The sequence below is a fragment of the Acinetobacter amyesii genome (assembly GCF_002018365.1).
GTDB lineage: Bacteria > Pseudomonadota > Gammaproteobacteria > Pseudomonadales > Moraxellaceae > Acinetobacter > Acinetobacter amyesii.
In genome coordinates, this window is the sequence record NZ_MVKX01000001.1 from 56,162 (window position 1) to 75,171 (window position 19,010).

Annotated in this window: 14 protein-coding genes; 5 read left to right on the plus strand and 9 right to left on the minus strand. The window is 40.1% G+C overall.

Features of this window, described 5'->3' with window-relative positions; genetic code table 11:
- Positions 1 to 14 precede the first annotated feature (14 nt).
- The 7 genes from B1202_RS00315 to B1202_RS00345 form a co-directional block, all read right to left on the minus strand.
- A complete protein-coding gene (locus B1202_RS00315; protein WP_078188543.1) occupies positions 15 to 305 on the minus strand; it encodes a hypothetical protein in 291 nt (96 codons plus the stop codon).
- On the minus strand, positions 283 to 801 hold the full coding sequence (locus B1202_RS00320) for a hypothetical protein (protein ID WP_078188544.1): 519 nt from the start codon (positions 799 to 801) through the stop codon (positions 283 to 285). Before B1202_RS00320 ends, B1202_RS00315 begins: the two co-directional genes overlap by 23 nt.
- Before the next feature lie 22 nt (positions 802 to 823).
- Entirely contained in the window at positions 824 to 1,816 is a 993-nt protein-coding gene (locus tag B1202_RS00325; protein ID WP_078188545.1) for a restriction endonuclease, read from the minus strand.
- 72 nt (positions 1,817 to 1,888) lie between these two features.
- Entirely contained in the window at positions 1,889 to 4,528 is a 2,640-nt protein-coding gene (locus tag B1202_RS00330) for a bifunctional aconitate hydratase 2/2-methylisocitrate dehydratase (RefSeq protein WP_078188546.1), read from the minus strand.
- Positions 4,529 to 4,825: 297 nt separating this feature from the next.
- On the minus strand, positions 4,826 to 5,095 hold the full coding sequence (locus B1202_RS00335; protein WP_078189189.1) for a hypothetical protein: 270 nt from the start codon (positions 5,093 to 5,095) through the stop codon (positions 4,826 to 4,828).
- A gap of 298 nt (positions 5,096 to 5,393) precedes the next feature.
- On the minus strand, positions 5,394 to 5,753 hold the full coding sequence (locus tag B1202_RS00340; RefSeq protein ID WP_078188547.1) for a hypothetical protein: 360 nt from the start codon (positions 5,751 to 5,753) through the stop codon (positions 5,394 to 5,396).
- Positions 5,754 to 5,864: 111 nt separating this feature from the next.
- The gene (locus tag B1202_RS00345; RefSeq protein ID WP_078189190.1) at positions 5,865 to 6,299 is read right to left on the minus strand and encodes an I78 family peptidase inhibitor; all 435 of its coding nucleotides are present in this window, start codon (positions 6,297 to 6,299) and stop codon (positions 5,865 to 5,867) included.
- Between the two features lie 299 nt (positions 6,300 to 6,598).
- Here B1202_RS00345 and B1202_RS00350 point away from each other — a divergent pair, with 299 nt between their 5' ends.
- The 4 genes from B1202_RS00350 to xseB all read left to right on the plus strand — a co-directional run bounded on the left by B1202_RS00350 (position 6,599) and on the right by xseB (position 10,157).
- Entirely contained in the window at positions 6,599 to 7,246 is a 648-nt protein-coding gene (locus B1202_RS00350; protein WP_078188548.1) for a LexA family protein, read from the plus strand.
- A gap of 15 nt (positions 7,247 to 7,261) precedes the next feature.
- Positions 7,262 to 8,557 (plus strand): Y-family DNA polymerase, encoded by a 1,296-nt coding sequence (locus B1202_RS00355; RefSeq protein ID WP_078188549.1) that lies wholly within the window; start codon positions 7,262 to 7,264, stop codon positions 8,555 to 8,557.
- Positions 8,558 to 8,692: 135 nt separating this feature from the next.
- Positions 8,693 to 9,973 carry an exodeoxyribonuclease VII large subunit gene (gene xseA, locus B1202_RS00360; RefSeq protein ID WP_078188550.1) on the plus strand — a complete coding sequence of 427 codons (1,281 nt, stop codon included), beginning with the start codon at positions 8,693 to 8,695 and terminating at the stop codon, positions 9,971 to 9,973.
- A complete protein-coding gene (gene xseB / locus B1202_RS00365) occupies positions 9,963 to 10,157 on the plus strand; it encodes an exodeoxyribonuclease VII small subunit (protein WP_078188551.1) in 195 nt (64 codons plus the stop codon). The genes xseA and xseB overlap by 11 nt, the downstream gene beginning before the upstream one ends.
- Positions 10,158 to 10,228: 71 nt before the next feature.
- On the opposite strand, the gene B1202_RS00370 is transcribed toward xseB, so the two are convergent.
- Both B1202_RS00370 and B1202_RS00375 read right to left on the minus strand, forming a co-directional pair.
- Positions 10,229 to 14,749: a translocation/assembly module TamB domain-containing protein gene (locus B1202_RS00370; protein WP_078188552.1), complete on the minus strand. Its 4,521-nt coding sequence runs from the start codon at positions 14,747 to 14,749 to the stop codon at positions 10,229 to 10,231.
- A gap of 21 nt (positions 14,750 to 14,770) precedes the next feature.
- Positions 14,771 to 17,512, minus strand: a complete 2,742-nt coding sequence (locus B1202_RS00375) for an autotransporter assembly complex protein TamA (RefSeq protein ID WP_078188553.1) — start codon at positions 17,510 to 17,512, stop codon at positions 14,771 to 14,773.
- Positions 17,513 to 17,689: 177 nt separating this feature from the next.
- Between B1202_RS00375 and B1202_RS00380 the strand changes: the two genes are divergently transcribed.
- A complete protein-coding gene (locus B1202_RS00380; RefSeq protein ID WP_078188554.1) occupies positions 17,690 to 19,009 on the plus strand; it encodes an MFS transporter in 1,320 nt (439 codons plus the stop codon).
- The last annotated feature ends 1 nt before the right edge of the window (position 19,010 follow it).

The following is a 19,010-nucleotide window of genomic DNA, read 5'->3' on the forward strand; positions in this document are numbered from 1 at the left end:
TATTTGAACATTTTTCAATTACCGATCAAGCTACGACCAAATTCAGTTAACTCAAATATTTTACTTTCGCCACCTAGATCATAAATAATATTTCTCGTAGCAAGGGATTTAATAGCTTCCTCATATTTTAGATATTGCCTTGCATCTTTATTTTTAAATACATACTTCTTATCAATTTCAATAAATAAGCCATCCTGAAAATGATGATCGCGTGTTATAAAATTTTCATTGTTTAATGATAGATAATCCAATATATCTTTTTCAAATTTATTTAGCTCAATATCATTTTTTTTTATTCGATTCAAGATTTACCTTATTTACTATTTCATTCCTTTCTTTTCTTAAATTTTCAATTTCACGTTTCAAACTTTCTTTTACATCTTCATCTTCAATTTTATTAATATCAATATCTCGCTTAGCTTGGTCAATTAACTCTTCCTCTTTATTTGCTAAAACTAACACACGTTTTCTTTCTAACTCAATCTTTTCAGATAAATACTTATCCTCTCGTCTTAAATCATGAGAATTTAATTGTTCATAAGCGGAAGTAGAAATCCAACTAAATAATAATTTTAACCAAGGTGTTATTATTAATATAAAAAAAGCTATAGCAATTGGAAATACCAAAATTGTCCATACATTTGTATACTCATCAAATATTTTTATTTTTTCTTGAGCTGTACCACTTGCGAAACATAGCAAGAATAATCCTTTCCAATTAAATGCTAAAAAAGATAATAGAAAGAATCCCCAATATGGTTCTTTAACACGTGTATTAATTGCTTCAAATAATTCTTTCATTCTTATCTCTTACTACGAAAACTCAAATCCAACTTAATTTAGGTACATCAACAATCCCTAAAGATTCTTTCGTAGATGTTTTTAACTTTGATAAATTTGTATATATCCAATCAACCAACTGCTCCCCCTCCATAATATTTATCTGGTTTTCATCAGCATATGATTGAGATTCATGCGAAATATGGCCTGTCGTTATAACCCATTTATATGCATTAGAATTTAATTCTACGTCATAGGCAATCAATTGATTGATTGCATGTTTACTTGTTTCCCCCCTATGATGTTTCACTTGAACAAGGATGTCTTTTAAAAATGGATTATTATCCGATGTTGCCTGAATATCAATATCTGCTATGCCTGCTCCATTTTTCTTATCTAAAATATCTACACTCGAATAGCCTTCAATTTCCAATAGCTCTTTAACTAACTCTTCCAATCCTCTACCACCTGCTTTTAAGCGTGTATTCCCTTTCCACAACGCATTAAGCAATTCAGCTTTAAACTCTTTTTCATATTGATCAATTTTTTCTTGAAAACTATTTTTTAAGTCAAAACTACCGAAATCATTTAAATTTTGAATAATATGATCAATTTCTTGGGAAAATCTTGCAAGATCACCAATCGTCGTTCTAAGTTTTAATCTACTTTCCAAATCTTCTTTTAATTTTGAACGTGGAATATAGATCACTTTTCCATCTTTTTTGAAAAATTCTACATCTATTTGATTTGCTCCATGACCACCTTTGAATAAATCATCGTAGTACTTTGTCCCTTTCACCTGAGCAATTGCAATTTTTTTGCCTACAGGAACAACAACAATATCTCCTTTCTTAATTTCAAAATAATTCTTCACTTGATTTGTCATTCTACCTATAGAACCATTTTTCTCAATAATTTCTTGAATTACTGTTTTTGTATCGTTATGAGCTGAAAAATTTATCTGTTTCCAACCGTACCCAATTTTATTTTCATTAATTAATTTTTCAGGACTTCTTACCATTAAATATTTTTTCATTTTTTACTCAAAAAATAAGGGCTGATTACTCAGCCCTTATTTTTAACTCAATTTAATTTATTTTTCAATAAATTAGCTTAATTGAGCAGCAGCAATTTTCTTAGTATCAACATCTTTAGAAGCGTCAGTATAGTCGCTCATTTTGTCGAAGCTTAAGTATTGGTAGATGTCAGCAGACATGCTATCAATTTGAGCTGCGTATTCTTGGTACTCAGCTGGAGTTGGTAATTTACCAAGTACAGCAGCAACAGAAGCAAGCTCAGCAGAAGCTAAGTAAACGTTCGCACCTTGACCTAGACGGTTCGGGAAGTTACGAGTAGAAGTCGATACACAAGTAGTGTTCGGAGCTACACGTGCTTGGTTACCCATACATAATGAACAACCTGGCATTTCTGTACGAGCGCCAGCTTTACCATAGATGTTATAGAAACCTTCTTCCATCAATTGACGTTCGTCCATACGAGTTGGAGGAGCCAACCATAGACGAGTAGATAAAGAACCACCAGGAACTTTGTCTAGAAGTTTACCAGCTGCACGGAAGTGACCGATGTTAGTCATACATGAACCAACGAATACTTCGTCAATTTTCACGCCTTGAACGTCAGAAAGCAATTTAGCGTCATCTGGATCATTCGGGCAGCAAAGAACTGGTTCAGTGATTGTAGAAAGGTCGATTTCGTACACTTTAGTGTATTCAGCGTCAGCATCAGCTTTAAGAAGTGATGGGTTAGCCAACCATTTTTCCATGTTTTCTACACGGCGCGCCATAGTACGAGCATCGCCATAACCTTCAGAAATCATCCATTTCAACATAGTAATGTTTGATTTAAGGTATTCAGCAACTTTCTCTTCAGAAAGCGTGATAGAACAACCAGCAGCAGAACGTTCAGCAGATGCGTCAGAAAGTTCGAATGCTTGCTCAACAGTAAGGTCAGTTTCCATTTCTGTAAGGTCGATCTCAAGGATACGGCCAGAGAAGATGTTTTTCTTACCTTTTTTCTCTACAGTTAAGTCGCCTTGTTGGATCGCAACGTAAGGAATCGCATGTACTAGGTCACGTAGAGTGATACCAGGTTGCATTTTACCTTTAAACTTAACAAGAACAGACTCAGGCATGTCTAGTGGCATAACGCCAGTTGCAGCAGCAAATGCTACAAGACCAGAACCCGCTGGGAAAGAAATACCGATTGGGAAACGAGTATGTGAGTCACCGCCAGTACCAACTGTATCTGGAAGAAGCATACGGTTTAACCAAGAGTGAATAATACCGTCACCTGGACGTAGTGATACACCACCACGGTTCATGATGAAATCAGGAAGCGAGTGTTGCATTTGAACGTCAACTGGTTTTGGATACGCAGCTGTATGACAGAAAGATTGCATAACTAGGTCAGCAGAGAAGCCTAGGCAAGCAAGATCTTTAAGTTCGTCACGAGTCATTGGACCTGTTGTATCTTGAGAACCAACAGTAGTCATCTTAGGTTCACAGTAAGTACCTGGAAGTACACCTTGACCTTCAGGAAGACCACAAGCGCGACCAACCATTTTTTGAGCTTGAGTGAAGCCTTTACCAGTAGCTGCAGGTTGAACTGGAGTACGGAATAAAGTTGAAGGTGCAAGACCAAGAGCTTCACGCGCTTTAGTTGTTAAACCACGACCAACGATAAGGTTGATACGGCCACCAGCACGTACTTCGTCTAGAAGAACTGGAGTTTTAAGTTCAGATTCAGCGATTTGAGCGCCGTCTTTGAACGCAGTTACTTTAGCAGCAGCGTGGTCGATTTTAAGCGTGATTTCGTCACCCATGTTCATGTTTTGAACATCGATTTCTACTGGCAATGCACCAGCATCTTCCATTGTGTTGAAGAAAATCGGAGCGATTTTAGAACCTAAGCAGTAACCACCGTCTTTTTTGTTCGGGATGTGAGCAATTTCGTCACCGAAGAACCAAAGTACAGAGTTAGTTGCTGACTTACGAGAAGAACCAGTACCAACAACGTCACCTACGTAAGCAACTTGGTTGCCTTTCGCGATAAGGTCTTTGATTTGGTTAAGTGGACCAACTTCACCAGGAACTTCTGGGTTGATACCGTCACGTACGTTTTTAAGCATTGCGTTAGCGTGTAACGGAATGTCTGGACGGCTCCACGCGTCTTGTGCAGGTGACAAGTCGTCTGTGTTAGTTTCGCCAGTTACTTTGAAAACTGTAAGTTTGATTTCTTCAGGAACGTCTTTACGGCTAGTGAACCATTCAGCGTCAGCCCAAGATTGCATAACTGCTTGTGCATTCGCATTGCCCGCTTTTGCTTTATCAGCAACGTCGTGGAACGCATCAAATACAAGAAGAGTTTTCTTAAGTGCGTCAGCAGCTAATTCAGCAAGCTCTGCATCATCAAGAAGTGCAACTAAAGGAGCAACGTTATAACCACCAAGCATAGTACCTAGTAGGTAAACCGCACGTTCTTTAGTTACTAGTGGAGAAGTCGCTTCGCCTTTTGCCAAAGCAGCTAAGAAAGCAGCTTTAACGTATGCAGCTTGGTCAACACCCGCTGGAACACGGTTTTCTAGTAAATCAACTAAAAATGCTTCTTCGCCAGCTGGTGGGTTTTTTAATAATTCAACTAATGCAGCTGTTTGAGCATCGTCAAGTGGCTTCGGTGGGACTCCGAGTGCGGCACGTTCTTCAACGTGTTGGCGGTAAGCTTCTAGCACGGTGTTATTCCTCTTTTTTAAAAAATTATTTACGCATTCCTGCTTTAAATAAAGCTACGCAAATAATATGGACTGCTAAATTTTACTAAAATTCCAGTTAAAAGTTAATGCACTACAAGTGTTTCTTCGTGATGACCGTTATTTTATAAATAAATGATCCTCATATCGTTTATACATTAAGCAAAATCAATACTTAGAACACGCTTTTCTTGCGCATATTAACTTTTGACTAAAATTAACCATCAAAAAAAAGGCAACTAAATGTTGCCTGTTTTTATCTGTATTGGATATTCCACCTTAGTGGACAGTGGTTGCAGTGATATATTGCTGAAGTTCTGCTCGATCGCCTGTAAATCTGAGGCACCATTCGTCCTGACATGTGGTTTGATGTTGATTACTTGCAAAGCTGATATCGACCAAATAACGCTGAGAAAATTCATCTACTTTTTGGCGTAATGTGACTTTATCTCCAATGCTGAGCACGTAGTTCCCACCACCGATAATTGCTACGCCTTGTTCATCTTCTAGGAGTAGATCTGAGTGATGCATATAACCTATAACGTCCATATTCTGCTCCTCTACTGTTTTTTTATTCTCCATTTCATTATTCATTAAAAAGATTTGCTTTTCTATATTTATGATTTAGCAAGTTGTCACAATTTGTATTTAGCTTTGCTTAGGCTATTTTTAAATCTTTAAGCATCTCATGCTCCAAATAACCCGAAGAGAAATATGCATCCGCGAAATAAGTATGAACTCAATCATATGGCTAAACGACGGATAGTTGCCCCGTTGTAACTACTCGCTGATGAATACAGCCTTTAGATTTCGCTTTACGCTTTTTCTCGCATAAAAAAACCGTTCCTTAGAACGGTTTGTAATCTGGCATTTCGGTATGCGGTGTTGCGATACATTTTTCAGTAAACTCAGCACGAATTTTTTCACGTGCTTTTTCAACATCAGCATTAATCTCAGCTTGCGGCAAGGCATAAACTTCATCAATGATGTTCAGGATAAATCCTTTGGTGGTTTCATCCTCAATCTTGCTGGCATGCTCAACTGCTTTGTCTTTTTCAATTGCATTTTGACGATCTAACATAATCGTACGTGCAGCATTACCTACACTGCGGCAGTAACCCTGCCACTGCTCTTCAGGGGTTAATGGTTTTTTCTCAGCACAGCCGACCAAAGCCACCATAACGGATAAAGCAAATAACTTTTTCATGAACTTCTCCTTACGAGGGGCAATATAAAAGATCGTAATGGATTTGTCATTTAAATTAGTCGCAGCCGAACAAACAAAAAAAGCCCTTTCGGGCCTTTTTATGCGTTTGAATTAACCGCAAGTTGCTTGAATAATCTTTTGATTGATTGGATTTACAGTGACGGTGACACGCTCTACACGATAATCCATTGTCACTGGCTGCCCAGGTTTGACTAGACGGACAATTTGAGCTTGGCTAATCGCCTTGATCTGATCTTCAGTCAATTTTGCTTGGCCAATCAGCGTCTTGGCTTTATCCGCGACACATTGAGTTTGGCTACTACGGAATAATGCCCACTCTTCAACCACTTGTCCGTTTGGCAAATGGCAATACCCTACCTGACCATTTGCTTCATCACGAATTTCAAGTTTACCTTTTTGCTCTACACAATATTGGCTGGCTGGATTTGCCATACCAATTTTTTCTGGTGTCGTTTCAGTTTGCTGTGTTGTACTACAACCCGCCATAAATGCTGTCAGTGCAGCTAAAATCCATATATTTTTCATCATGTGTATTTCTGAATATAAAAATTTAACTTATCAAGTTTATGGCAAATAAACGAGTTGTTTATTGCAATTTTTAGCAATCCTTCTGCTTTCTGTGATTGGGCAGCAATGTGCCCTTGGTTCAAAATACAGCACACCATTTTCTTTGAGCCGATGATGATTTTTGAAATATTTAAAACGACTCAACTTGTCGCAGTTTTGATTTTAAAGGTTTTATAAATTTGAAAAATGACCTGCCCAACGCGTATGCTAAAAAAAGTAATTTTCTTCAAACACGCCACGTTGCGTAGGAGCAAAATATGTCAAAAAAACTGCCGATTTATTTTTCGGACGAAGCTTGGTCGTCTTTGCAACAGCTCATGGGTGAAGATGGCAAACCCAGTCCCACCATCAATGCCCTGCTTGAACAGCAATCTCAAGAACCACCTAAAGATCCATTTTTGGATTCTTCGCTCAATGTTCAGCCTGTTCAAAAAAATACCCGTATTGAACTTCCCGTTGCCTTGGAACGTATTCCTGCTGGCCCAGCTTTCGCCAATAAAGATGTTTTTGAAAAAGCTTTAGACCTGAACGATTTTTTGGTGATTAACCCGCTCGCTACATTTATTGCACATGTCGATAGCGAGTCATTACTCAATGCTGGCTTTGAAATTAATGATACTTTTTTGGTAGATCGTAGCTTAGAAGCCAAACATGGCGATATCGTGGTTGCACTGATTGATAATCGTGAAATCACCTTAAAACGTTTGATGATCACCGCGAAAATGTCAAAAGAAGAAATTGCCGACATTTTTGGTGATCCCAATAAAGTCTTACCCAAAATTTGGCTGAAAGCAGAAAATCCAGCCTATGCGCATATTATCCCTTCAGATAGCGAATCTATCGTTGTTCAGGGTGTTGTGACCTTTAATTTAAAGCAATTTTATAAGCGCTCATCACACACCTAAACACAAGAATTCGCCATGAAAGCTGAAAATAAAATATTTGCGTTAGTTGACCTCAACAACTGCTACGTCAGTTGTGAGCGTGTCTTTAACCCAAAGCTGAATAATGTCCCTGTCGTCGTGCTGTCCAATAACGATGGCTGTGTTGTATCACGAAGTCAGGAAGCCAAAGACCTCGGGATTAAAATGGCTGTGCCGGTCTATCAAATTCAGGATTTAATCCAACAACATCATGTTCAGGTGTTGTCGAGTAACTATGCACTCTACACCGAAATGTCAAATCGATTTATGAATATTTTAGGCATGTATGTCGGCCCCGAAGACCGTGAAGTTTACTCGATCGATGAGTGTTTTTTAGATCTTACCGCCTATCAAGAACTGTTCGACTTGAGCCTATATGCCAAAGAAATACGAGATACGATCCTAAAATGGCTAGGTTTAACCTGCTGTGTCGGGATTGGTCGCTCTAAAACGGAAGCCAAAATGGCTAATCATCTTGCCAAAAAAAATGCGTATTTGAACGGTGTGTGTAATTTAATTGAGATGGACCCGTGTTCCTCAGAACAACTCCTTGCGCAGACACCAATCAATGAAGTTTGGGGCGTCGGTCGGAATCATACAAAAGCGCTGAATCATCTTGGCATTCATCATGTTCTAGATCTGATCAACGCACAGCCTAAAGATATTCGAAAAAAATTTAGTGTGGTGATGGAAAAAACCGTCTTGGAACTGCAAGGTCTATCTTGTCTGTCCATTGAAGAAGAAGCGCCGAGCAAACAGCAAATTATCAGTAGTCGTTCCTATGGTCAGCCGGTCTACGAACTGGAAGATATTAAGGCCTCTATTCGTGTGTATATCGCGCGAGCCGTCACACGTTTAAGAGCAGATCATTCTCTATGTCGTATGGTGGGAGTTTTTATTCAAACGAGTCGCTTTAATTCTGCTGAAAAATACGCACCGTATCTGGCCATTACACTGAATGAGCATACCGATGACTTAATTAGCATCACCCAAGCAGCAACGCGTGCCGTCGAAAAAATCTTTAAAGCTGGATTTAAATATAAAAAAGCCGGTGTGGTGTTATTAGAAATCATTCCACAGCAAAATTTCACCCCAGATTTGTTTTGCGATATGACGCAAAGACAAAGCCGTTTGAAACTGTCCGAGACCATCGATGGTATTCAAAAAAAATTTGGACATCATTTTGTCTCGATCGGCTTAGCACAGGACGATGCTGCAACATGGCGGATGAAAAAAAATCTGTGTTCCCCTGCTTATCTGAGTAATTGGAACGAACTGCTCCGTGTGAAATGAAACGTTTGCTTGAAACGCTTGTTGTAGCGCTTCTGATTCCTTCTATTGTTTTAACCGAAATGATCATTTGCAATTACTGAATATTTATTTAGTATTTAAATGAATATTCATTTGTATCTTCTCCTATTTTAAATTATGTCTGATGTTCAATTAACGCTGAGCGAATACCTATCTGCGGTCAAAGAAGTCATTCAATTGGCTTTTGATGATGCCGTGTGGGTCAAAGCCGAGATTCGAAATTTAAACATCAAAGGTGGACATTACTATCTAGAATTGGCTGAAAAAGAACAAGAAAGCGATAAAGTCATTGCCAGTTGTAAGGCCACAATTTGGAAATTTACTGCAAATAAAGTTGTCGGAAAATTTGAACGTGAAAGCGGCATTGAGCTCAGTCGTGACTTAAATGTCTTGGTTAAAGTGCGTGCCAAATTTGACCCGCAGTACGGCTTTTCAGTCAATATCGAAGAAATTGATTCGAGTTTTACTTTGGGTGATCTGGCTCGACGTTATCAACAAATTTTAGAAAAACTCACCAGCGAAGGTCTGATTCATAAAAATCGAAACTTGCCTGCGCCATTTGATATTCAGCATGTCTTGGTTATTGCGCCTGAAAATGCGGCAGGCTTAGGTGACTTTAAAAAAGATGCCGATGCGCTACAACATGCTGGCGTGTGTGAATTTGTCTATCATGCTGCAACCTTTCAAGGAAATACCGCAGCACAAAGTATCCGAGATGCTTTAGCACTGGGTTTAAGACAATGGGCCAATGACTTTCAAACTGCGCCAGATTTGATCGTGATTATTCGTGGTGGTGGTGCCGTTAATGATCTTGCTTATCTGAATGATTATGATTTGGCTGCCCTTCTATCTAAGCGTAGCGTACCGATTTGGGTCGGTATCGGCCATGAAAAAGACCGTACAATCTTAGATGAAATTGCACATCGTTCTTTCGACACCCCGAGTAAAGTGATTGGGGGGATTCGTAATCATATTGTTGAGCGAACTCAGGAAGTTTTAGAGGCATTACAAAGCATTCAACTGCGCTCACAACATCAAATTGCTCTGTATCAAAGTCAAAATGATCAGTTGCTACAGGTCATAAAGACCTTGGCTCAAAGTCAAATCAATGACTCAACTCGGCTCTTACAGCAATACCAAGATAACACTGCTTATTTTGCTCAGTTACAACTTAAAACAGCTGCGCAGAATATTGAAATACTCATGCGTGAGACTTTGTTGCAAAACCCTGCACATGTGCTCTCCAAAGGTTATGCGATCGTCCGGCAGCAAGGTCACGCCATTCGTGCAACGAAAAATCTTCAGCCTTCAGCGCATTCACCGATTGAAATTGAAATGCAGGACGGTGTCATCACGGCTGACATTCAACATATACAGGTAAAAAATCATGACGACTGATACTCTAAGTTTTAAAGAAGGCTATGAAGTTTTAAAACGTAATGCTGAATTACTCGAATCTCAGCAAGAACCCGATATTGATAATCTTATGAAAATCGTTGAAGAATCGATGCAAGCCTATAAAGCCTGCAAGACTCGTGTTGAAGCAGTACAACAGGCACTGAATGATACGTTTAAAGATTGATTTCTCAGTTCATTATTTGCATAAAAAACGCAGCCTAAGCTGCGTTTTTTATACTCAAATTTTGACTTCTCTTAGAAGCGCCAATTATAGAACAAGTCGATTGCACGCTCTAAAGACTGACTCGCTTCCAAGTATAAACGTTGATTCATTTGATAACGTAAGGTCAGTTTATTCACTGGTGTAAATACCCCGACACCATAACGAATGAATAAGTCAGGTGTAATATAACCCGTCACAGAAACCTGAGTATCATCCCCTGTTCCTTGAGCATCCAATGCCAAACCACTCAGGCCAAATGTACGACCAATTTGGTTGGTCAATGCACGTGTACCACCCAAGCCCATACTAATACCGGCTGCAGCAATCGTGTTGTTTACATCTGAACGGAAACCTTCCGCCTGACTTAAACCTGAACTTCCTTCATTAATACGACCTGTAATTAAGGCATTTAAGGCTTCTTGTTCAGACAGACCTGCATCATTATACACCTGAATTGCAGGGCTAGATGCCGTACCCGTCACACGAACACCAACGGTACTGCCTTGCACGGCTTTATTGGCATCAATATCTAAAGTTGGGTTTGCCAATGGCCCATTAAAACGAGCAATCGCACGGTTCAAGTCCAGACTTTGACCATAAGCTTCGATTTTCACACGCTGAGAAACACCGATTGCACCATTGGCACGCATTGCTGTTTCTAATCCACGTTGTGTCAAATTCAAACGACCAATCAACGGAATTCGGCTATCAAAACCTTGGAAAATCACTTGATTACCAATGTTCACCTGTACATCTGCGCGAATATCCCAAGGACGTGCCGATTTTAAGATTTCAAGTTGGTTATCACCTTCATGTACCACACGCACATCTGAAGATACCCCAACCACGGTTGCAGAAGATTCTGGCATCGAAATCAATGCACGCGGCACATCAATTTTACCTTTTAAGGTTAATTTCTTACTGAAAGGCAGCACATCTAATGATAAATCAGGCGTTACAACAGCCGTGATCAATGGCGCTTGACGGACCAACATTTCATTACCCGTTAAATTCAACTGGATCCGTGGATCATTTTTCCAGTCAATATTTCCGGTTAATTTGCCCACACCACGACCACTGTTAAATGCACCATCAATCGTCGCGTGGTTTTGACGTACAGCAGAATACAATTGAATATTGGTCAAGTTCACAGGTAATGAAATCATGCTAATCGAGCCATTTTTCACTCGAATCTCACCATCCATTAAAGGCTGTGACAATGTTCCGCTAATTTTTGCCGCATAAGACAACGTACCGCCCATTGAACGGACATCTTGTATAAATGGTTTTAAGATTTTCAATTGAACTTGGTTAAAGGCCACTTCACCGCGGATCGGTTTATTGGCTTTATACGGATCAATAATAATATTGGCATAACCTGTACCAATATCAGGAGCTTTGGTATCAAGTCGAATTTGTAGCCCTTCAGCGACACTTTTCGCAATCAAACCTACTTCATCATATTTTAAAGTGGATGCTAAATACTGTGGGTCTTCAGCTGCTAAACCCAGTAAACCATCACGAGTCACTAAACGTGCATCAATTTTAGGTTTTGCACCTTTCGCCCAAGACGCTTTCGCATAACCATTCACTTTACCCGTAATCGCCAGGCCTTCAGGCATAAATGCTGCGAAGTCGTTTAAGTCTAGGTTCTTTGTCACAAAAGATACATTGCCACGGTTTTTATTCACACGAATCGGCTGATCAAAACATAATTCGCTTTGCTGACTCATCCAACAATGCGCACCGACAAATAAGTCAGACTGTGCAGTGTTGTAAATAATTGACGCATTTTGACGCTGTACGAGACGTGTACGCAAGGAGTCAAAATCGCCTTTTTGAATCTGACCGAGCCAATTATTTTGTGCGTTGAAACCACCGGCTAACTGCACATAAAATTTTGATAATTTATTTTCAGCACTGACTTTTAATAAATGCGCATTACGTGTACCGGCCAGTGAAATTTGACCTTTCACAATCTCACGGTTGTTACTGCGTAAATTATCCATCGTTGCCGTTAATAAACTTGGTGAAGTCGCAGAAGTTGGCAACTCGCCTTGCACCCGTATTTTTTTCACACTGAATAAATTATTAAAAGCAAAATCATCTATTGCGATATTGGCAGATGCTTGCAGTCGTGGCTGTGCTTGAACATTTAAGTAGCCATAAGCACGTCCACGTAGGCCTGCATAAATTTCATATAACGCCGGTGCATTAATTTTCAATTGTAAATTTTGTGCATTACCTGTGGCTTGAATTTGGTTATTGGCATAAGCCAACAGCAAATTATTCGCTTCAAATTGTTTTGGCATAAAACCTGATTGATTTGAATTAATCACCATCGCCAAGTTACCTTGACCACGGACAGGTTTGTTATTGATCATACCTGCCAAATTCAGACGTTCAATTTGAATACGTTTTAGCGCATCTGACCACACACCACTGGTTTTTAAATTTCCAGATAATTCACCCCGTACATTTGAGGCAAAGTAATGCGGCTTAAAATGCACCAAGGATGCATTAATATCCCAACCAATGGCTTTTTGTAGTAAAACCTGTCCATTGGCTGAAATTTTACCTGCCACGCCATCATGACGCAGCTCGGCTATTTTAATTAATTCAGGTGTACCCGATACTTTGAAAATCAAACTGCCTTTACTTGCGGCAACTTGGCTTGCATTGAGGCCACCATCATAATTCACAGCAAAAGCTTTAAAGCCTCCACCTTGTTTCTCATCATGGAAAGTCAGCGCAGCAGTAGATTGACCTGTTAAATGAACTGTTTCATTTTGCTGTGCTAGTCGGCCTAACAAATCAATATTATTCAGCTGAATAATCTGTTGATTTGGTTTTGCATAACCATTGGCTTTTAATGACCCTGTAATTTGATCGACAGGCGCAGCAGCCACGATGGTTTGCGGATTGAACTGCTGTGCTTGTACATTGGCTTGCCATTTCAGCATGCGTTTTTGATCAGGCAATTCTACAACCGCGTTACCTTTGAGCTGACCTTTGTCAGCCACATAACTAAAGGCAGGGACATTAAGATTGTTATTTTTCAGATTGAGTTTGGCTTGATATTGTCCAGCAGGCAGAGTACCTTTTTCATGTCGTGACACTTTGGTCGCCACATTAATGTTTTGCTGACCTTCTGTAAGCGCCAATTGCACATTGCCCGAATCACTACTCAACCATCCAATATATGGCACTGCGCGGTCTATATTTTTCCAAGACACATCCATCAGCATCGGCTGCGCTTTATTATTTTTGGCAGGCGCTTGATCGAGTTTTAAATTCCAAGTTTCATATTGATCAAAATCCACCAACGCCGTCAGGTGCATGCCTTTTTCAAGGGTCCCTTTGGACGCAATCTTACTGTTTAAATTTACAGGTAAAAAATCTTGAACCACTTGCGGGATCAGCTTATGTTTTGGATTAATTTTATCTAAACGACCGCTTACATCCCAAGTGACTTGATCTTTCCAACTCACCACACCACCCAAATTGACAGCGCCGCCCATCACTTGACCATTTAGATTAGTAATATCAAGTTGGTTGACCAAGTCCGTACTCATGAGCGCGGTATATTTACCCTCAGGAATATTGGCCCCGCTCAGGTCCGTGTCTAAATCTAAATTGAGACGCTGAATATCCCCTTTGAATTTTGCCAGACCATTTTTAGCAAAAAGCTTTTGCTCAGTCAGTAACGGTAAATGATAGTTTTTAAATTTGAGCGCACCAAACATCGGGACATGTGGACGCATCGGATGGACCACAGCCCAACCAGTTAAAAGATCTGGGGTATGTGTTGCCACACCGGCTTGAATTGTATCCAACGACCCTTTAGCCACCACTTGAATATCATGAATATTCAAGCTTTCACGTAGTGAAGGTAAATTGACAATCCCCACAGCATTTAGCGGATATTTACCTTCAAATTTCATATTCCCAGACGCTTGGCGCACAGACAAATACCCCATATCCATACGGGTATCTTCAAATTTTAATTCCGTCCCTGACCAAAGCGCTTCATTTAATTCAATATCATAAAAATCCACACCTGAACTATGGGTTTTAATCAGCATATGATCTAGATCTGCATGATCGACACGAAGTACGAACGGCAGACGGATTTCACTAAATGCAAAAGGTTTATCGCTAGGTGGTGTCTTGGTAATAATTTGCAGATTTTTAACATCTGCCTTATTTAAGTGAATTTCTTTATTAATAATGGCGCGCCAGCCAAGTGTAATATCGGCACGGTCAATCTTTACATCGACAGGTTTTAGCGTAACGAGGACATTTCGTAGAATAATGCCCCGCCACAGGTTACCACCTTCATATTCATAGTGAATGATTTGCTGACGTTCCAGAACACGGTCAAGTAAAAACTTACTGCCCTTGTCTGTAGAGAACATAACTGCTAATGCAGCCACCAAAAAGATAAGCACGAACACGAAGGTCAACATGACACTTCGAAGAATACGACGCTTCTTCGGCAGTTGCTCTACCGGCGTTTCGTTTTCTGGTTCTTGCTGTTCTTGTTCAGTCATAAAAAACACATCACCTAAAAATTATAATTGTGAACCAATAAAGAAATGTAAACGAATTGGTTTGCTGTCGTCAGAAAGTCCGGTAGCAACATCTAAACGAATTGGGCCAATTGGAGAAGCCCAACGTATCCCCACACCTGCGCTATATGCAGTCGGTGTATTAAAATCTTTATCGTACGCATTACCAAAGTCACTAAAGACCGCAGCGCGCCAACCTTCTTTAAATTGGTAGTTATATTCTAATGAACCCGTTGCCAAGACTTGACCACCAATTTTATAGCCATTTTCTTCGGCAGCTAAACTCTTATAGTCAAAGCCGCGAATGGTTTGGTCACCACCGGTAAAGTAGCGTAAGTTATAAGGAACTTTATCAAAGTTCTCTGTCAGAATATAACCTAAATCACTGCGCCCAACGACTTGGTGATTATCATTTTCACCCAACGAATAAATAAAGCGCCAGCCCGCATTCAAGATCGCCATATCAGCATCTGAAAGTAAGCTTTCACTTCCGACTTCGACTTTATAGGTTTGCTTGATCCCTTTACTCGGATTCACACGTTTATCAGAGTCAGTTCGAGAAATTTCATAGCCAAACATCAAGGACTGCTGTTCATTATTGGTATTCACCAAGAACGCATCTGGAATGTCATCACTAGGACTTAGGCCGTCATCGGTAATACGGTCCAAACGGTAACGTAAACCAAAAGTATGCTGCCAACTACCACGTGGGTTTTTAATAATCCGGTCAACCCCAGCTACAGCAGATTCAATCGAAAGATTGACGCCCTGACCAACATCATCACGTTCTTCACGCTCATAACCACCGACCAAGCTGACATAGTCATTTAATGGGTGGTTATATGGAATGTTATAGCGTCCATCAATCGATTGACGGATTTTGGATACTTCCATGTTGGCGTCAAAAGAATGACCACGTTTATTCACGATGGCACGGCGATACTGCCCACGAACACGGGTGCCTGTATCAGTACCAAAACCTGCACCAATTTCTGCACTATTCAGCTTGTCTGCATTCAGCGTCACGATCACAGGGACTTTCTTATCTTCGCGTGCTTGTGCTTTTAAGCGATCTTGTTCTTCTTGTTTGGCGTCTTGCGTATCTTGCAAACTGCGTAATTTAGAGGATTGCTCTGCATCATTCACCCCCGCAAATTGGTCTTCATCAACCACTTTTTGCGTGACTTCCTTATTCGACATCACTTCAGTTTTATCTTTCACTACTTGTGAACTTTCAGACAACTGATTTTGATCGACCAAGGTCTGAATATCTGGTGGTAGTTCAAGCGGCTTTTCAATTGGGTCTGGTCGAATCGCATCAACCAAGGTGTAGTTAAAATAGCGCGAGTTAGTTAGGTTGTTAGCCAAACCATTCACACGCCAGAAAGTATAGTCAGCACCGTCTTTCCACGTCACCAAGCTTTCTAAAATATCGCGATCCAATGGAAATTCTGCATTCGGGTCACTCATTCGAAATTCGACTTCGCCCAGCTTATAACGCTCGCCCGTTTCAAAGCGCAAATTAATATCGGCAGTATTTTGCGGTTGCGCCACTTTCACATCATGTAAACGCCAATACGAGTCGAAGTAACCGTTATTGGTCGCCGCATCATTGATTCGGCTTTTCGTGCTTTCGTATTTACCATGATTGAGAATGTCACCTTCTTCCTGATCTGGTAATACACCAATCACCTGAAACTGAGCTTGATGCGCTCCAGCCCCAGAAAATTCAATATTTTGCTTTTCAATTTGTACAGGCGTATTTGGCGTAACCAATACACGAACTTTACTATCAGACACTTTTTCAAACTTGAATTCTGACTGATAGAAACCCACAGCTTGTGCGGCTTGATTGGACAAGCTACGTAATTGAGGTAAAGCCGATGGAAAATCGCTAAAGGATTCTTGAGTAAAACTTGAAAGCTTGCCTTTAATATTGGCTTTGAGATCTTCCAGTGCCGCACCATAGGCCTTACTCGAAGTCTGACTGGTATTATGTGCTGAGGTAATTTCAACATCCGCACTAATTCGTGGCACTTTTGCCGTATTCATCTGACGTGGCGGACGCACTTTATATAATAAGCGCTTAAAAATACCCGGCTCTGCGTCATCTTCCACGGTTGGATTATTCAGCTCTTGCAGAGTACTGGCATTTTCATTTTGTGTCGCAGTAATTTCATTGTCAGAGCGAATTTCACCCATCAGCTGATCAATATTGACTGGCGCTTGGTTAATTTCCGTTAACTCTTTTTGAGTAATGTCCGCAACAGCAACTTCTGTTTGCTGTGTCGCACGGTACTCCTGCGCCTGACGTTTGGCTTCTTCAGCAACTTGGAAGATTTCATTCGCCATGTTTTGATCAACAGGTGTCACGGGTAAGTTTTCTAAATCTTCAAACTCGATGGGTTTAAATTCTTGTAGTTGTGTTCCTGCTTGCTGCTGTTCTTGCAGCATTTTCATGCTATCAACAGATTCTTCCGGCTCATTTATATTTTCAATTTTTTCAATTGCTTCAGGCGTCGACAGCCCTTGCTTTACAGCCTCATCCTTGATTTCAGTAACAATCTCTGCTTTTGTATCTGTAGATGTTGGAACAGTTTCCGCGGGAGTTTGGGCGAAACTATGCTGAGCACACAAGGTCAAAAAGATGCTCATATATAGACTTTTATTGCTATGATGCTGTCGTATGCAGTGAGCCATACTGTGATGAAGCATTGTTTTTTTAAACTTGATTTTTGCAGGCATAGCAAACTCTAACGAATTTCATTATGTAATGGACTTAGTCAACCAGATGTAGAGCTAAAGATCTTATATCTATTGGTTTTTCGCCATCTCCAAACTCAAAAACATATTACATGATTTTTTTAGAGATTTTACCAATCACTCACATTTCTTAATAAAACTTAATGTAGCAAGACGCTTATGAATAACAACGAACATCTGCTAGGTACACGCCGTTTCCTGCCTATGTTTTTGACCCAATTTTTTGGGGCGCTCAATGACAATGTCTATAAACAGGCTTTATTGTTGGTCATCACCTATGGATTAATCCAACAACAGGCATTACCCATCAGCACGCTAAACAATCTGGCTGCATTATTGTTTATTTTACCCTACTTTATTTTTTCAGCGACAGCGGGACAGATCGCAGATAAGTTTGAACGTTCACAACTTGTCCGTGGCATCAAAATTTTAGAAATTATCATCATGATCATCGGCAGTATTGGCTTTCTGACCGGTCATTTATGGTTATTATTGCTGGCATTATTTTTGATGGGGACCCATTCGACATTTTTTGGTCCAATCAAATATGCGATTTTGCCTGAAATTTTAAAGCCCAATGAACTGATGTCAGGCAATGCGCTCTTCCAATCGGCAACATCCATGGCGATTTTATTCGGGATGATTTTGGGCGGTGCAGTGATTGCTTCATCACAAGGCAATTTAATGTGGATCAGCCTGACGGTAATGACCATCGCCATTTTAGGTTATATCACCAGTCGTTTTATTCTTAAGCAAAATGTCACTACACCTGATTTAAAAATCGATTGGAACTTTTTCCGTACCAGTTACCAAACGATGAAATATGCCAAAAGTTTGCCGCTGATTTTTACCATTTTATTGGGGAACTCGTGGTATTGGTTTTATGGTGCAACCTACCTCACCCAAATTCCACAAATGACCCAGCAAAACCTACATGCCTCTGAAAATGTCGTTAGCTTGCTATTGACCTTTTTCTCTGTCGGTGTGGGCGTGGGTTCATTGCTTTGTCGTAAATTAGGCGGAACTCAAGTCAATATTAAGATGGTTCCCATCGGTGCTGTTGGTTTAACGGTATTTGCACTGTATTTAGCATTTAGTTTAACGCTTGTCCCGACTCAAACTGGCCCACTTATTACCCTTTCAGAAGTTTTTCATCAAGGTTGGGGCTATTACCATGTCATGATTGCCGTGACTTTATTGGGTATTAGTGGTGGTTTTTACATCGTTCCGCTCTATGCAATGATGCAAGCTTACTCTCCACGCTCACATCGTGCGCGAGTCGTTGCCGCAAACAACATTTTAAATGCGGTATTTATGGTATCTTCTGCTATATTTTCAATTATCATTCTGAGTGTTTTAAAGATTGATATTAAGATACTTTTTTGTATAACTGCAGTGCTCAGTGCAATCTTTTGTATTTGGCTGCTATTACGCATCAAACCTTTGCTTCAAACTACGCAAGTCTCTCTGGAGGATTAAT

Coding starts and splice junctions, on each gene's coding strand:
- B1202_RS00320 (WP_078188544.1), bottom strand. CDS start 801: ATGAAAGAATTATTTGAAGCAATTAATACACGTGTTAAAGAACCATAT.
- B1202_RS00325 (WP_078188545.1), bottom strand. CDS start 1,816: ATGAAAAAATATTTAATGGTAAGAAGTCCTGAAAAATTAATTAATGAA.
- B1202_RS00335 (WP_078189189.1), bottom strand. CDS start 5,095: ATGGACGTTATAGGTTATATGCATCACTCAGATCTACTCCTAGAAGAT.
- B1202_RS00340 (WP_078188547.1), bottom strand. CDS start 5,753: ATGAAAAAGTTATTTGCTTTATCCGTTATGGTGGCTTTGGTCGGCTGT.
- B1202_RS00345 (WP_078189190.1), bottom strand. CDS start 6,299: ATGAAAAATATATGGATTTTAGCTGCACTGACAGCATTTATGGCGGGT.
- B1202_RS00350 (WP_078188548.1), top strand. CDS start 6,599: ATGTCAAAAAAACTGCCGATTTATTTTTCGGACGAAGCTTGGTCGTCT.
- B1202_RS00355 (WP_078188549.1), top strand. CDS start 7,262: ATGAAAGCTGAAAATAAAATATTTGCGTTAGTTGACCTCAACAACTGC.
- xseA (WP_078188550.1), top strand. CDS start 8,693: ATGTCTGATGTTCAATTAACGCTGAGCGAATACCTATCTGCGGTCAAA.
- xseB (WP_078188551.1), top strand. CDS start 9,963: ATGACGACTGATACTCTAAGTTTTAAAGAAGGCTATGAAGTTTTAAAA.
- B1202_RS00370 (WP_078188552.1), bottom strand. CDS start 14,749: ATGACTGAACAAGAACAGCAAGAACCAGAAAACGAAACGCCGGTAGAG.
- B1202_RS00375 (WP_078188553.1), bottom strand. CDS start 17,512: ATGCCTGCAAAAATCAAGTTTAAAAAAACAATGCTTCATCACAGTATG.
- B1202_RS00380 (WP_078188554.1), top strand. CDS start 17,690: ATGAATAACAACGAACATCTGCTAGGTACACGCCGTTTCCTGCCTATG.